Below are 15,264 nucleotides of genomic sequence, written 5' to 3' on the forward strand. Positions count from 1 at the left end.
AACACGAAATGATATTGATTGAATCTTCAGGAAAACGCATGGTCTGGATTCACAATCATGATCCCTGAACTTTCACCCATCCTTGACGAGAAGCCCATGGACGCCTCCCCAGACTTCGATTTCTTTCCACCCATCGAGCCGCGCCGCACGGGCATGATGCAACTAGACGAATTGCATGCCATGTACTGGGAGGAATGCGGCAATCCCGACGGCATCCCGGTGGTATATGTGCACGGCGGTCCCGGCGGCGGCTCGTCACCCGAGAAGCGCTGCTGGTATGACCCCGACGCCTACCGCATCATCCTGTTCGACCAGCGCGGCGCCTTCCGCTCCACGCCGCTCGCCGAAGTCGAGCGCAATACCACGCAGCTCCTAGTGGAGGATATGGAAGCGCTGCGCAAAATGCTTGGCATAAGCAAGTGGCTGGTCACCGGTGGCTCCTGGGGCACCACGCTGTCATTGGCCTACGGCCAGACCTATCCCGATGCGTGCCTCGGCTTTGTCCTGCGCGGCGTCTTCCTCGGCAGTCCCGACGAGATCGAATGGTTCCTGCGGGGCATGCGCCGCTTCTTCCCGAAGGCGCAGGAAGACTTCGTCAAGTGGATTCCACAGCCGGAAAGGCATGACATCCTGACTGCCTACGAGAAACGCCTGTTCGGCAAGGACGAGGATGCCCGCATGGACGCGGCCCGCCGCTGGTTCAAGTACACCGAGTCCTGCTCGCTGCTACGGCACGACCCGGCGCTGGTGGAGGAAGCCGCGAAGAACGATACCGTGGTCTACGGCACCGGCAGGCTCGATGCCTTCTACTTCAGGAATAGCATGTTTCTCGAACCGGGCCAGCTGATCAAGGACATCGCGCGCATCGCGCATCTGCCGGTTGCCATCATCCAGGGCGGCCATGACGTGATCGCGCCGCCGGTCGCCGCCTACACCGTGCACCGGGCATGGCCCGGGTCGGTCCTGCATATCGTGCCGGACGCCGGCCATTCACCGTCGGAGCCCGGTATCCGCCGCAAGGCCATCGAAGTCCTTGAATACTTCAAGCGCAACAGGCGCTTCGATGCCGCCGCCCTGCAGGCATCAGGACCGGTCTGATCCAATTTTTCAATCTTGAATTTTTAGAGAGGGTAATTCATGGCAACTGTTCGCCTCAGCACCAAGGAAGTCCAGGTCGACGACACCGTTTACATGTTCGATATCGTGCAGATAGCCGATGCATTCGAAGCCTGCGTGGCCACCGCCGACGCCGCTCATTGCGAAGTCGATTTTCCGCCGGTTTCGAAACGGCCCGCATCCGGAGCATCCCAGGCCGACAGCGCTCAGGACGTGTAATTTCGGACACTTGAATGGAGGGTGCGCCGGCAACATGGCCGGGATCGGGAAAAATGTCTGTCCGATCCCGGACACAAATAGTTTGCATGCCGGCTTTTTTCCCGTTTGTTCCACCTCCATCAAGGCAGGGGCAGCAAAAATGAACGAAACGGCAATATCCGCCTCGAAAAGGAATTAGCTTCTTACCAACGTTTATTTCGTCGAGGATACATGGATTCGATCATCGTCTTTAGCCACTTGCGCTGGAATTTCGTCTATCAGCGGCCGCAGCACCTGCTCTCCCGGCTGTCCCGCCACTACAACATCATCCTCGTGGAAGAACCGGAATACCGGGACGGCGAACCGGAGTTGCAGGTTTCCAACCCGCTTCCCAACCTGACCGTCTGCAAGCCGCTGACGCCGGTGCGGGAATTCGGCTTCGACGACAAGCAAATTCCCTATCTGCGCAAGATGGTGCGCGCCCTCGGCAAGCAGCATCCGAATTCCATCGTCTGGTTCTATACGCCGATGGCGCTGCCGCTGCTCGACGAGCTCAAGCCGAAACAGGTGGTCTACGACTGCATGGACGAACTCAGCGCCTTCAAGAATCCGCCTCCGGCACTGCTGCCGCGCGAAGATGAACTGCTGCGCCGGGCCGACATCGTCTTCACCGGCGGCCCCAGCCTGTACGAAGCCAAGAAAGACCGTCATCCCAATGTGCATTGCTTTCCAAGCAGTGTCGACGTCAATCATTTCCGCCAGGCCCTCGACCGCAACATTGCCCATCCCGAACTCGAAGACCTGCCGCGGCCGGTACTTGGCTTTTACGGCGTGATCGACGAGCGCTTCGACGCCGAGCTGGCCGGCCAGGTGGCTGATGCGCACCCGGAGTGGCAACTCGTGCTGGTGGGGCCGGTGGTCAAGATCGATGTGGCAAGCCTGCCGCAGCGGCCCAACATTCACTACATGGGCCAGCAGCCCTACAGTGCGCTGCCGCAGTTCCTCGCCGCCTGGGATGTCTGCCTGATGCCGTTTGCGATGAACGAGTCGACCCGCTTCATCAGCCCGACCAAGTCGCTCGAATACATGGCGGCGGAGCTGCCCATTGTCAGCACTCCGGTCAAGGACGTGGTCGACCTGCACAGCGATGTGGTGGAAATCGCGTCGACGGCGCCGGAATTCGTGAAGGCATGCGAACGCGTGCTGGCCATGGGCAGCGACGAGAAGCTCAGGAAGATTCGCCTGATGCGCGACAAGCTGTCCCGCACGTCATGGGACGTGACGGCCATGAGCATGCACAAACTGCTGGAACAGCGAACCCAGCAAGCCGGCAGCCAGCGGCAGGCTGCCAATGAAACGCCCGATCAAGCCACCGCTGGCTACCGTCTTCAGGGTGCTGCAACTGCCACGGGCTCCAATCGCGCAGCGCTGCGCGACTGACTAGCATTGAAAACGTTGTGGCGGCGGCATGGGTTGCCGTCACGAGCTCCGGATGCCTAGAACCATCCGGCGAGCACCTGTGCGCCTTCATTGTGCTCATATGTGCATGGCTTCCTGTACGCCCTCTCGTACATATTTCCCGACTTTACATACCCGACATACTCCATGGAACAAACAACAACCCGCCCGATAGAGCTATGGGGAGGACTTGAGTGCACCGTCAATCGAGTCCGCGACGACTATTTCAGCCAGATGGAAAGAAACGGCCATGCAACCCGCAGCGATGACCTGGAACGCTTCGCATCGCTAGGCATCCGCGCGATCCGCTATCCGGTCCTGTGGGAACGCACTGCGCCGGACGGCATCGCCACTGCCGACTGGTCGTGGCCGGACGAAAGGCTGCCGGGCCTGCAGAAGCTGGGCGTAACGCCCATCGTGGGCCTGGTCCACCATGGCAGCGGACCGCGCCATACCAGCCTGGTCGACCCCGGCTTCGCGGAACAGCTGGCCGAGTTCGCCGGCGCGGTGGCCCGGCGCTATCCCTGGGTGGAGTACTACACGCCGGTCAACGAGCCGCTGACCACCGCGCGCTTCTCCGGCCTGTACGGCGTCTGGTATCCGCACGGCCGCGACGAACGCACCTTCATCCAGGCGCTGCTGAACCAGTGCCGCGCCGTGGTGCTCTCGATGCGCGCGATCCGCGAGGTCAATCCGGCCGCAAAGCTGGTGCAGACCGACGACCTCGGCAAAAGCTACGGCACGCCCGAGATGGAAAATCTAGCCGGTTTCTACAACGAGCGCCGCTGGCTTTCCTGGGATCTGCTGTGCGGCAAGGTCGGCCCGGAACACGCGCTCTGGGATTACCTGACCGCGACCGGCATCGACGCCTCCGAATTCCTCTGGTTCCGCGACAATCCCTGCCCGCCCGACGTCATCGGCATCAACTACTACATCACCAGCGAACGCTGGCTGGACCACCGGGTCGACCGCTATCCGCCGGAGTTCGTCGGCACCTATCGCGATCTGCATCACGCGGACATCCATACCGCGCGGGTGCTTGCCACGCCGACGCCGGGCATCGGGCCGCTGCTGCAGGAGGCCTGGGAACGCTACGGGTTACCGCTCGCCGTCACCGAAGCGCATATCGATGCCAACCGCGAAGACCAGATGCGCTGGCTGCTGGAGATCTGGGAAGCGGCGCAGGAAGCTCAGCGCAGCGGCGCGGACGTGAAAGCCGTCACGGTATGGGCGCTGCTTGGATCTTATGACTGGAACTGCCTGGTTACCGCCTGCAAGGGCTATTATGAACCCGGCCCCTTCGACGTGCGCACTCCGCGCCCGCGCCCGACCGCCGTTGCCGGCCTGATGCGTGAACTGTCGGCCGCACGGCCGCTATCGCATCCGGTGCTGCAGGGACAGGGCTGGTGGCGCAGGCCCGGACGCTTCTACTGTCAGCCGGTGGCGACCAGCGCGGCCATCGCCTCGCTGACCGTCGAGCTGCAGCATGGCAGGAAGCAGGTCGTGCAACCCATCCTGATCACCGGCGCAACCGGCACGCTCGGACGCGCCTTTGCCCGAATCTGCGAAGCGCGCAACCTGTCGTATCGCCTGATCGGACGGCAGGACATGGATATTGCCGATCCGGCCTCCGTGGAGCGGGCGCTGCAGCACTACCAGCCCTGGGCGATCATCAATGCCGGCGGCTATGTGCGGGTGGACGAAGCGGAACAGGACAGCGAGCGCTGCTTCCGGGAAAACACGCTCGGCCCTTCGGTGCTGGCCATCGCCTGCATCCGGCACAATGTGCAGTTGATGACATTCTCCAGCGACCTGGTGTTCGACGGCAGGCAGCAGGCGCCTTATGTCGAAAGCGACAATGTATCGCCGCTCAATATCTACGGCAGGAGCAAGGTGGAAGCCGAGCGCCGTGTTCTGGACACCCATCCCGAGGCACTGGTCGTCCGCACCAGCGCCTTCTTCGGCCCTTGGGACAGCCACAACTTCCTGACGCTGGCATTGAAGACGCTCGCCGCCGGCTCGGCCTTCGTCGCCGCCAACGACGTCACCGTATCGCCGACCTACGTGCCCGACCTGGTCCACGCCAGCCTCGACCTGCTGATCGACAGGGAAAAAGGCGTGTGGCATCTGACCAATGCGCAGCCGATCACCTGGGCCGATCTCGCGCTGAAGGCGTGCGCGATGGCCAATGTCGACCCCAGCCGGCTGGAGGCGCGGCCAGGCAGCAGCCTGGACTATATCGCCGCCCGCCCGACCTACAGTGCGCTGGGCACGGAAAAGGCCGTGCTGCTGCCGGCCCTCGACGATGCGCTGATGCGCTATCTTCGCCTGCAGGAGCAGGCGGCTGAGGAAGATGCATCCGGCGCGGCGGCGCAGGTCGGCAACGTTTAATACCAATACCAATACCAAGCCATGACATGCGATGAAATCGCGTCTTTTTCCGTTTGGCCGTGTTGCACTCGTCATCCATAGTCCCGCTATGGATTCCTCCTGCGCCTCGCCAGCCGAAAAAACCATCAATTTCATTTGTCATGTCATGACTCGGGATTGGTATAAGCCTGCGCTTCATCCGGGCCGCGCTGTTTTCAGGCGCGGCCCTCTTATTTCACCATGACGCCTGCCGCGCTGCGCTTTGGCGCAACGCATGAAGCCCGCGAAAAGGCAAAACTAATTCTTTCCTCCACTCTCTGTAAAAGCGAAAGACTAAAAGAGAAGAAACTTAACGCAACCCAGCAAGACACTTCGCATAACACTCCAGGAGCGCCATGAACATTCCCGGACTTCGCGGCTTGAGCATCGGCAAGCTGATCGTTACGTCGTTCAAGGAATTCATCGGAGACGACATGCCGACGCAGGCATCGGCGCTGGCTTACCACATCCTGTTTTCCCTGTTTCCATTCTTTATCTTCCTGATCGCCCTGGTCGGTACGCTGCAGCTCCCGGATTTCATTGCCTGGTTGCGCCAGCAGGCCGAACTGCTGCTTCCCGAGCAGGCGATGACACAGGTCAACGTGGTGCTCGACGAACTGCGCGAACCGAAGGGCGGCCTGCTGTCGTTCGGCGCCGTGATTGCCCTCTGGACCGCCTCGGCTGCGGCGCGAGCCACCATGAATGCCTTCAATGTCGCCTACGGCATCCGCGAGAGCCGGCCGATCTGGCTGCTGTATCCGCTTTCCATTTTCTATACCATTGCCGTCGCCGCGCTGCTTATCCTTTCCGCCGCCCTGCTGCTGATCGGCCCCCAGGCCATGCAATGGCTGGCCGACCAGGTCGGCTTCGAGCAATTCTTCGTCACGCTGTGGACCTGGCTGCGCTGGCCCGTCATTCTCGTGCTGCTGAGCCTGAGCGCGGCACTGGTGTATTACTCGGCACCGGCCGCGCAGCCGCGCTTTCCCTTCATCACGCCCGGCGCCGTGCTGGCGGTGCTGATATGGATACTCGCATCCCTGGGCTTCGATTACTACGTGCGCAATTTTGCCAACTATAGCGCCACCTATGGCAGCGTCGGCTCTGTCATCGTGCTGCTGCTTTACTTCTATATTTCTTCGGCGGTGCTGCTGTTCGGCGCGGAAATCAATGCCTGCATCGAAAGGCATGCGCCGAGCGGAAACATTACCGGCAGCAAGGAGGATCTGCGCAACGCCAGCGTCAGCAGGAAGCGATCGGGATGACGGCTCCCGAAACCACAGGCAACATGAGCGACACCAGCGGCATCCCGGCCCGCCTGGACCGCCTGCCGTGGTCGCGCTGGCACTGGCGGGTGGTGATGGCGCTAGGCATTGCATGGATTCTGGACGGGCTGGAAGTGACGCTGATCGGCTCGCTGGGAAGCGTTCTTGAACGGCAGGATACGCTGGGCCTGACTGCCGCCCAGGTCGGCTGGAGCGGCTCGCTGTACATCGCCGGCGCGGTGCTGGGCGCGCTGGTGTTCGGCCGCCTGACCGACCGCCTGGGCCGCAAGAAACTGTTCATGATCACGCTCGCCGTGTACATGGTGGCCACCCTGGCGACCGCGTTCTCCACCGGCTTCGTGTTTCTTTCCATCTGCCGCTTCATCACCGGCCTGGGCATCGGCGGAGAATATGCGGCCATCAATTCGGCGATCGACGAACTGATACCTGCGCGCGTGCGCGGCCGGGTCAGCCTTGCAATCAACGCCAGCTTCTGGATCGGCGCGGCGCTGGGCGCGGGCCTGAGCCTGGTGCTACTCGACCCCGCGGTGCTCGGACCGGCGCTCGGCTGGCGCGCCTGCTTCATCCTGGGCGCGGTCCTCGCGGTGGCGATCGTCCTCGTGCGGCGTCATGTACCCGAAAGTCCGCGCTGGCTGATGATGCATGGCCGGGCCGACGAGGCGCAGCGCATCATAGAGGACATTGAAGCCGAGGTGGCGCGGCAGTACGGCAGCACGCCTCCGCCCGCGAGCGGAGGTCATGTTGCGGCCGCTGCGGGCACGCCGCCCATGCGGCAGGTGCTGCATGTTCTGCTGCATCGCTACCGCAGGCGTAGCATCGTGGTGCTGGCCATGATGGTGGCCCAGGCGTTCGTCTACAACGCCATCTTCTTTACCTATGCACTCGTGCTGACCCGCTTCTACCAGGTGCCGGACCACCGGGTGGCGCTTTACATCTTTCCTTTCGCGCTGGGCAACGTGCTCGGCCCCTTCCTGCTGGGACCATTGTTCGACAGCGTCGGCCGGCGCCGCATGATCACGCTGACCTATCTGCTCAGCGGCATCGGTCTTGCCCTCACCGGCTATGCCTTCATGCAGGGCTGGCTAACGGCGTTCAGCCAGACGCTGTGCTGGACCGTGCTGTTTTTCATCGCATCCACCGCCGCCAGCTCCGCCTACCTGACGGTCAGCGAAGTCTTCCCACTCGAAATGCGGGCCGTGGCGATCTCGATCTTCTATGCGATCGGTACCGGCACCGGTGGCTTCATTGCGCCGGTATTGTTCGGCTGGCTGATCGAAAGCGGGAACAGAACTTCGGTCGCCATCGGTTATGCGATCGGCGCGGCGCTCGCGCTGCTGGCGGGATGGCTGGCGCGGTCGCATGCGGTCGATGCGGAGAGGAAGTCGCTGGAGGACGTGGCCAGCTTGTCGGATTGAGCCTGTCCTCCGCCATGACATGATCTGCAATGGCGCGGAATCGTGTCGAATATTACCCGCGGCGGAGGGTGTTTTAAGAATCCATGATCAACAATTAAAAACTCAATTAAGAGCCGGTTAAACACCAATGCCGTTCAGGACGGGAACCCATCTTCTTCCCCTGTCCCACATCACTTCCACATCGTTAACCCTTTCGGGGGAGGTGCCCATTCCATCTCCAACCTGAATACAAGAATGCCCGGCATTGCAATGGTTTTCGATTCAAGAGGCGGCCACCAGATCGGCATACTCCTGATGCTTGCCGATGTAGTCCGCGATGAAACCGCATGCAGGTATCACGCGTTTGCGTTCTTCCCGGATCCGGTCCAGCGCCAGTTTGGCCAGTGCCGAGCCATAGCCCTTGCCGCCATGCTCTGGTGCGATTTCGGTATGGGTGATGGTGATGGCATCACCGGCCGGCATGTACTGCGCGAAGCCGACCATCTTGCCTTCTGCAATCAGTTCGTAGCGCTGCGCGCCATTGTTATCTTTCAGTGTCGTGTCGCTCATATCGTTTCTGTCCTCAAGTAGATTCCCTCGTTTCCATGGGCAAGACTTTTCCGCAGCCTTTATTGCGGCAGGCAAGTTTTGCGCGTTCTCACTTCGATGCACGCCGGAGGGAGAGGTTCTGCCGCAGGCTTGATTGCAACGGCGACATCGGCGGCCTGGGCCGGCTCCCGGTTTCCGGAAGCAATGCATGCGTCATTCATGTCGCACATATTAAGTCTGCCGAGCATGGGCAGACTCATGCAAACGGCCGGTGCGAGTGGCACCGGCCGTTTGCATTTAGCCTATGTTTAGCGTGTTCCTGATCGGAACAAGGCGGTCAGAACTCTTCCCAGTCGTCCTGCGCGGACTGCTTGCCGGCAATTGCCGGCCTCTTCGCCACGCCCTGCCCTGACTTCTGCACGGGCTTCAAAACTGACTTGCCGGTGGGCCTTGTGGCATCGATACGCGGTGCAGCCTTGCGCGCAGGCTGCACTGGCGGTGGCGCCACCCGCGACGCGGCGCTTGCAGGAATCGGCTGGTGTTGGGAATGTTCGAGCTTGAACAGGCCGACCGCTTGCGACAGCCGCGCCGCCTGGTTTTGCAGGGCCTCCGATGCGGCGGCGGCTTCTTCCACCAGTGCGGCATTCTGCTGAGTCACGCCGTCCATGTGGGTGATGGCGGCATTGATCTGTTCAATGCCCGATGTCTGCTCCTGGCTGGCGGCGGTGATTTCCCGCATGATGCCGGTTACGCGGTGCACGCTTTCGACAATCTCCTGCATGGTTGCGCCGGCCTGGTTCACCAGGCGGCTGCCGTTCTCTACCTTTTCGGTGGAGTCGCCGATCAGCGCCTTGATTTCCTTGGCGGCGTTGGCCGAACGCTGAGCCAGCGTGCGCACCTCGGATGCAACAACCGCGAAGCCGCGGCCCTGTTCGCCTGCGCGCGCCGCTTCTACCGCGGCATTCAGCGCAAGGATATTGGTCTGGAACGCAATGCCGTCGATTACGCTGATGATGTCGACGATTTTCCTCGACGAGTCGTTGATCTGCTCCATGGTGCCGACGACCTGGTGAATGACATCGCCGCCCTTGGTCGCAACATCGGATGCGGCGGCTGCGAGCGCATCGGCCTGGCGTGCATTTTCCGCATTCTGCTTGACCGTCGACGTCAGTTCCTCCATCGACGATGCGGTCTCCTCAAGGGAACCGGCCTGCTGCTCGGTGCGCGACGACAGTTCGAGATTGCCCGACGCGATCTGAGCGGATTCGCTGGCGATGGTGTCGGCGCTGGCGCGCATTTCGCTTACGATGCGCACGATGCTGTCGCGCATGGTCTTGATTGCATAGAGCAGGCTGACCTGGTCGCCCTCCTTGAGCTTGATCGGCACGCTCAGATCGCCGGCGGCGATCTGCTGCGTGATGTCGACTGCATATGCCGGTTCGCTGCCGAGCTGGCGCAGCACACTGCGCGAAATCGCGAAGCCGACTGCCAGCAGCAGGATGCCGAACACCAGCGCGGCGCCCAGGAACTCGACCGCCTTGACGATCATTGCTTCGTTAACCGAATCGACATATACGCCCGAGCCGATCACCCATCCCCACGGCGCGAATCCCTTCACATAGGAGACCTTTTCCACCGGCTCGCTGCTGCCCGGCTTCGGCCACATGTAGGAGACCATGCCGCCGCCGCTCTGGCGCACGGTGTTGACGAATTCGACGAAAAGCCGCTTGCCGGTCGGGTCCTTGTTGTCGGACAGGTCCTTGCCTTCCAGTTCCGGCCTGATCGGATGCATGATCATGCGCGGGTGCATGTCGTTGATCCAGAAGTACTCATTGCCGCCATAGCGGAGGCGCTTGATCGCGTCCATCGCGTTTTGCTTGGCGTCTTTTTCGGGTACCGTTCCCTTCACCGCGAGATCATGGTGATGAACCAGGATGCCATGCGCCGTCTCGACGATTTGCTGTACCGCCATTTGCCTTTCCTTCATCATCGACTGCTTTTCGGCATAGATGAAGACCGCGGTCATGCAGACCAGGCCGATGAAGGCGCTTGCTACCAGCAAGCCAAGTTTTCGGGTAATGCTCGTGGAAGATGAAATTTGCTGCGCGGCCATGATGTTCCTTGTCTTTATCGTTATGGCTGACCGGCTTGCCTGGGACGCGCGATTGCCTGGAATGCCATTGCGTCATGCCCTGCCATGCCGTCGGCCGTCTCCTCCTGACTGGCAAATTTCTTGCCGTCAATAAAGTATAGCCATTGATCATTGGAAAATGGAAGCCTTTTTACGCATGGCGACATCCGTTTAATTCCTGAATTTTGCCCGGTACCCGCATCATCCGAGATGGATTGATCCGAACTCGGTAATCACATGAAAACGATGCCATATTATTAATGCAATGAAGACAAGGTGACGCTTTTCTTCGATCCGTTTGGCTGCGTAAATTTACAAAGCATGCATGCATTGGCATCGGCAAGTCGCCCACCATTGAAACATCACCAAATTCCCATGTTTATGGCATGCGGCGGCCGCCCGATCCACGGTTTAATTGCGTCCATTAAATTAAAGGCAGATATGGACCGCAGGGAGAAAAAACTGACCCGATGCATGGGCGTCATGCTGCTCATGCTTGCCACGCTGGCGGCATTACTGGATTCGCCATTGCCGGCCCTCATGGCTGCAGTGGTCGGGATCATGTGCCTGTTCTGGAGCGCTCTCGAGAACTGGCTCGACCGGGAATAAAAGCACCAAAGTACCCCATCGAACCGTATTGCATTTACGTTCACTGCCGCACTTGGTTCGGTCAGGGTTTCAGTCATGGCCCGGTCACATCCCTCGGGCATCTTTGCCCCGTCTCCTCCAAGTGTTCATCGAATGGATTTTTCCCGCAGCCCGCAAGGACTGCGGGTTTTTTCTTTTTGAGCCCGATGATCGGCGGGACCGCCATGCTCAATGGCTTCGCGCATCCTGCGGGGCGTTCATCGCAAGCCGATTCGCCTCGTCGTCGTGCAGGAATCCGAGCGCCTTGAACTCCAGCAGTCAGCGGAACTGTTCATGGACGGCGGGCAGTCGCCAAGGCAATGGCTCGACGGGTTTTTCCATGCAAGCGCTGTCCGTATAATGAGCACCATGCCGCAATGACGACGACGCCGAAATATTTCCCCCACCATCAGTCGAGACAAAGAATCGCCGCATGAAACCACGTATCTCCGTTATCACGCTCGGCGTTGACGATCTTGAACGCGCAGTCCGGTTCTATCGCGACGGTCTCGGCCTGGAATCCGAAGGAATTGTCGGAAAGGAATTCGAATATGGCGCGGTCGCGTTCTTCAACTTGCAGCCCGGATTAAGACTGGCCGTGTGGCCCCGCAAAAGCATTGCCCATGACACCGGTCTCGCCCAGGATCCTCCATGCGCAACCGGGCTGACATTGGGGCATAACGTCTCATCGAAAGACGAAGTCGATGCAGTGATGGAGCAGGCCAGGCTGGCTGGCGCGGTGATCGTCAAGCCCGCTCAAGACAACTTCTGGGGCGGCTATGCCGGTTACTTCCAGGATCCGGACCGGCATCTTTGGGAGGTGGTATGGAATCCGGACTTCTTGCCGCAGGACTGAGGCAAGGTCGTTGCTCGATCCGCACGACGAGTCATCATGTTGAACGGCAGTTCATTACCCCATGAAGCATTGCCAGACTGCCAAATCAGATTCCTGATTGCCTCGCGCTGCATGCCATGACGACGAATCCGGCACAGCCCTGCCTTATACCAATCCCATGTCATGAAATGACTTGGGATTGGTATTAGTAAGTGACAAGCACGCCCAGGCCGACAACCCGCTGATAGGCGTTGTAGTCGATCAGCGAATGACCGTAGCCGGTAAAGTACTGCAGATATCCCTTCAGGCGGGGTGCCAGGGGAAACGCCCAGCCAAGCTGCAGGGCTCCCTTGTCGGTGCTGAAGTTGTAGCGGCTCAGCACCGAGACTTCATGTCCGCCGCTGCGCCAGGTGCCTACAACGTCGCCGCGGCCCATGTAATCGACAATGTCGGCATTATCGTCGTCGGCGCCTTCATTGACCCGTTTCCACACCCGTGCGAGCAGGCTGAAGTTGCCGCGTTCGAAGCCGGCCTGCAGGTAGCTGCGGTTCCAGCTGCGAGAAAGCAGCGAACCCTGTCCGTTCGATTCATGCACGAAGCCGGCGTTGAGGAAACGCAGCTTGACGCCGAGCAGGTCGAGATTGAGCGGCACCACGGCCATGACTTCCGGCTGGTAATTGGTCTCCCTGAACGGGCTCGACGCTTCGCGGTTCTCGGCCTGCCAGTAGCTGACCTGGGTATAGCCGAACCAGAGATCCACCGGCAGCCCGGCCGGGTTTTCCGCCATCTTGAGCTTGAAGCCGAGCTGGAATTTCAGTTCCGCATTGGACAAGCCGCCGGATTCGCCGATAGCCCGCAACGGCCGGTAAGGGCCGATGTTGGGCGAGTCGTTGTAGGTGGCGATCAGGTAGTTTTCCCGGTGCGGCCGGAAGTGCAAAGCGCCGCGCTTGTCTGCAGGATCGAGTTCCCAATAGCGCGACAGGTAGGAGATGTCGGCCGTTGCGGCGGTGCCTGCCGGCGTGTTCGCTGCAATCTGCTCCGGCTCGGGTTGTGGCGAGGCCGCCGCTGCGGCGCGCTCCTGTTCCGGCACGGGCGCGCCGCGCGCGATACGGTCATAACAGGACAGTCTTTCCTGATCGTCGAGAAGCGCAGCGCAGGCTTCGAGCCGGGTCGGCACGTCTTGCGCCAGCGCATGGCTTGCGGCGAGGACAGCGGCGAATGCGCCAAACGGTAGTTTTTTTCTCATCGGCAGACATTAGCACGCGGCAGGCCGATACGCTTTTTCAACGCCTCCTTGCCGAATCAGGTATCGAAGAACTCGACCCTTCCGTCATCCAGGTCATAGCGGGCGCCGACGATCATCAGCTTGCCGCTCCTGATCGGCTCGGCGAGCATGGCTTCCGTTGTCCGCAGGCGCTCCACCACCCGCATGACGTTGTGCCGGACTGCCGCATCGAGAAGCCCATCGCGCGAGACCTTGTCCCTGGCCTTGATGGACGCTTGCGCCTTCAGCACGGCCGGCACGATGGGTTCGATCATTTGCCCGATACTGCCGGGGAAAATCGCATTCTTTTCCACGACGCTGAGCGCAGCATCGACCGCACCGCACCGCTCGTGCCCCAACACGACAATGAGCGGCACGCCAAGTTCGGCGACCGCATATTGGATGCTTCCCATCGCAATGGTATCCACCGTATTGCCGGCATTACGCACGATAAAGAGTTCGCCCAAGCCGCGGCCGAACAATAATTCCGGCGGCACCCGGGAATCCGAGCAGCTGACAAGCACCGCGAATGGCTGCTGCCCTCTCGCGATTTCGAGCCTGCGTTCCTTGCTTTGCACCGAAGTCTGCGGGGCGTCGTTGAGAAATCTTTCGTTACCGTCCTTCAGCGCCTGCAATGCCTGCTCCGCCGTCATGGCGGTCTTCTTCGACGGTGCTGCGTGAGACCATGCCGCAGCGCTTGCCGTCCCCAGCGCAATACCGCCGCAACAAAAGGCTTTCAATAAACGACGCTTGTCGACATCAGGTGACTGCATGGATTCCCCTTCAAGTTCAAAGTTGTGTTTGAGCAAAAAGGTGCCATGCAGTTCAACGCAATTCTTCGATCATCCGACAGTGCGCAGGATGATCCTCTATCCGGCTCACGCAAATGAGCGCGGTCTCAGGCTGCGATCCTGCCGCCCAGTTCATCCTCGATATAGCTGCGGATGATGCTGTCGAAATCGGCATCGCGCTGGAACCCCATGGCATCGCCGCGGTTCGTGATGAAGTCGCCCGGCCAGGAGTTGACGATGCGGATGATGGCCGGATCCTGCTCCCAGCGGATGCGCCCGGCGACCTTGCTGCCGGCGACCCGATCGAGCGCCGCCACCATTTCCTTCACATTGGTGGCGAGGCCCGGCAGGCTGAGCGCGCGGCTGCTGCCGAAGGCGCTGCCGTCGATGTCATGGCCATGGATCAGGCTGTTGATCGCATAGCGGGGCGACAGCAGCCACATCGGCGTATCGGGCGCCACCGGGCATACCGCTTCGATGCCGTTGAGCGGTTCACGGATGATGCCGCTGGCGAAGCTCGATGCCGCCTTGTTGGGCGCGCCCGGGCGCACGCAAACCGTCGGCATGCGCAAGGCGCGGCCGTCGATGAAACCCTTGCGGCTGTAGTCGTTGACCAGCAGCTCCCCCATCACCTTCTGGGTGCCGTAGGAACTCTGCGGCGTGAGCACCTGGTTGTCCGGCACCTGCGCCGGCAGTTCGCCGCCGAACACGGCCACCGACGAAGTGAATACCACGCGCGGCTTGTTGCCATTCTGGCGCGCCCGTTCCAGGATCAGACGCGTGGCATCGAAATTGATGCGCATGCCGAGATCGAATTCCGCTTCGGCGTGGCTGCTGACGATTGCCGCGAGATGAAAGACGGAGCCGGTCTGCGGCGTCAGCACGCCGGCGATGGTGGCAGGGTCGGCGATATCGCCGGTAACGACATGGATGCGGTCATCGCTGAATCCCTTGGCCGGCACGACATCGAGCAGCGTGATGCGGGAAATCGGGGTCTGTTGGCCCTGCGCGTTGGCCAGGGTCCCGCGCTCGAGCAGCTGCCTTGCCAGTCGGGCGCCCAGCAGTCCTGCGCCACCAGTAATTAGAACTTCCATGCTTTCCTCAGAAAATGCGCGAGCGGCGCGCCGAGATGGGCCGCAAATCGCGATCTGGCCGGCGCATCCCCAAATATCCGGATAACTGGCCAGTTGTGGTTTAAGTTGTGAAGTT

Annotated in this window: 14 protein-coding genes; 9 read left to right on the forward strand and 5 right to left on the reverse strand. The window is 60.9% G+C overall.

Translation table 11 applies throughout. The annotated features are described in order from the left end of the window. Positions 1 to 96: 96 nt before the first annotated feature. The 6 genes from pip (at position 97) to RY831_RS12585 (ending at position 7,879) form a co-directional block, all read left to right on the forward strand. Entirely contained in the window at positions 97 to 1,098 is a 1,002-nt protein-coding gene (pip, locus tag RY831_RS12560; RefSeq protein WP_326506694.1) for a prolyl aminopeptidase, read from the forward strand. A gap of 39 nt (positions 1,099 to 1,137) precedes the next feature. Beyond that, on the forward strand, positions 1,138 to 1,335 hold the full coding sequence (locus RY831_RS12565) for a hypothetical protein (protein ID WP_326506695.1): 198 nt from the start codon (positions 1,138 to 1,140) through the stop codon (positions 1,333 to 1,335). 210 nt (positions 1,336 to 1,545) lie between these two features. Continuing rightward, positions 1,546 to 2,754 (forward strand): glycosyltransferase, encoded by a 1,209-nt coding sequence (locus RY831_RS12570; protein WP_326506696.1) that lies wholly within the window; start codon positions 1,546 to 1,548, stop codon positions 2,752 to 2,754. Between the two features lie 165 nt (positions 2,755 to 2,919). Further along, positions 2,920 to 5,163, forward strand: coding sequence for a family 1 glycosylhydrolase (locus tag RY831_RS12575; protein ID WP_326506697.1), 2,244 nt, complete (start codon positions 2,920 to 2,922; stop codon positions 5,161 to 5,163). A gap of 374 nt (positions 5,164 to 5,537) precedes the next feature. Further along, positions 5,538 to 6,443, forward strand: a complete 906-nt coding sequence (locus RY831_RS12580) for a YihY/virulence factor BrkB family protein (RefSeq protein WP_326506698.1) — start codon at positions 5,538 to 5,540, stop codon at positions 6,441 to 6,443. After that, positions 6,440 to 7,879, forward strand: a complete 1,440-nt coding sequence (locus RY831_RS12585; protein WP_326506699.1) for an MFS transporter — start codon at positions 6,440 to 6,442, stop codon at positions 7,877 to 7,879. Before RY831_RS12580 ends, RY831_RS12585 begins: the two co-directional genes overlap by 4 nt. Before the next feature lie 261 nt (positions 7,880 to 8,140). On the opposite strand, the gene RY831_RS12590 is transcribed toward RY831_RS12585, so the two are convergent. Continuing rightward, entirely contained in the window at positions 8,141 to 8,428 is a 288-nt protein-coding gene (locus RY831_RS12590; protein ID WP_326506700.1) for a GNAT family N-acetyltransferase, read from the reverse strand. Positions 8,429 to 8,744: 316 nt separating this feature from the next. Next, positions 8,745 to 10,520 (reverse strand): methyl-accepting chemotaxis protein, encoded by a 1,776-nt coding sequence (locus RY831_RS12595; RefSeq protein ID WP_326506701.1) that lies wholly within the window; start codon positions 10,518 to 10,520, stop codon positions 8,745 to 8,747. A 294-nt stretch (positions 10,521 to 10,814) separates the two neighbouring features. Between RY831_RS12595 and RY831_RS12600 the strand changes: the two genes are divergently transcribed. From RY831_RS12600 to RY831_RS12610, 3 genes are all read left to right on the forward strand, one after another. After that, positions 10,815 to 11,147, forward strand: coding sequence for a hypothetical protein (locus tag RY831_RS12600; RefSeq protein WP_326506702.1), 333 nt, complete (start codon positions 10,815 to 10,817; stop codon positions 11,145 to 11,147). Positions 11,148 to 11,357: 210 nt separating this feature from the next. Beyond that, a complete protein-coding gene (locus RY831_RS12605) occupies positions 11,358 to 11,546 on the forward strand; it encodes a hypothetical protein (RefSeq protein WP_326506703.1) in 189 nt (62 codons plus the stop codon). 52 nt (positions 11,547 to 11,598) lie between these two features. After that, positions 11,599 to 12,021, forward strand: a complete 423-nt coding sequence (locus RY831_RS12610; protein WP_326506704.1) for a VOC family protein — start codon at positions 11,599 to 11,601, stop codon at positions 12,019 to 12,021. Positions 12,022 to 12,205: 184 nt separating this feature from the next. Here RY831_RS12610 and RY831_RS12615 read toward each other — a convergent pair whose 3' ends face one another. From RY831_RS12615 to denD, 3 genes are all read right to left on the reverse strand, one after another. Further along, a complete protein-coding gene (locus RY831_RS12615; protein ID WP_326506705.1) occupies positions 12,206 to 13,246 on the reverse strand; it encodes a phospholipase A in 1,041 nt (346 codons plus the stop codon). A 56-nt stretch (positions 13,247 to 13,302) separates the two neighbouring features. After that, on the reverse strand, positions 13,303 to 14,037 hold the full coding sequence (locus RY831_RS12620) for a carbonic anhydrase (protein ID WP_326506706.1): 735 nt from the start codon (positions 14,035 to 14,037) through the stop codon (positions 13,303 to 13,305). Positions 14,038 to 14,162: 125 nt separating this feature from the next. After that, complete coding sequence (denD, locus tag RY831_RS12625; RefSeq protein WP_326506707.1) at positions 14,163 to 15,149, reverse strand: D-erythronate dehydrogenase; 987 nt, start codon at positions 15,147 to 15,149, stop codon at positions 14,163 to 14,165. Between the last annotated feature and the right edge of the window lie 115 nt (positions 15,150 to 15,264).

The sequence above is a fragment of the Noviherbaspirillum album genome (genome assembly GCF_035916955.1).
Classification (GTDB): domain Bacteria; phylum Pseudomonadota; class Gammaproteobacteria; order Burkholderiales; family Burkholderiaceae_D; genus Noviherbaspirillum; species Noviherbaspirillum album.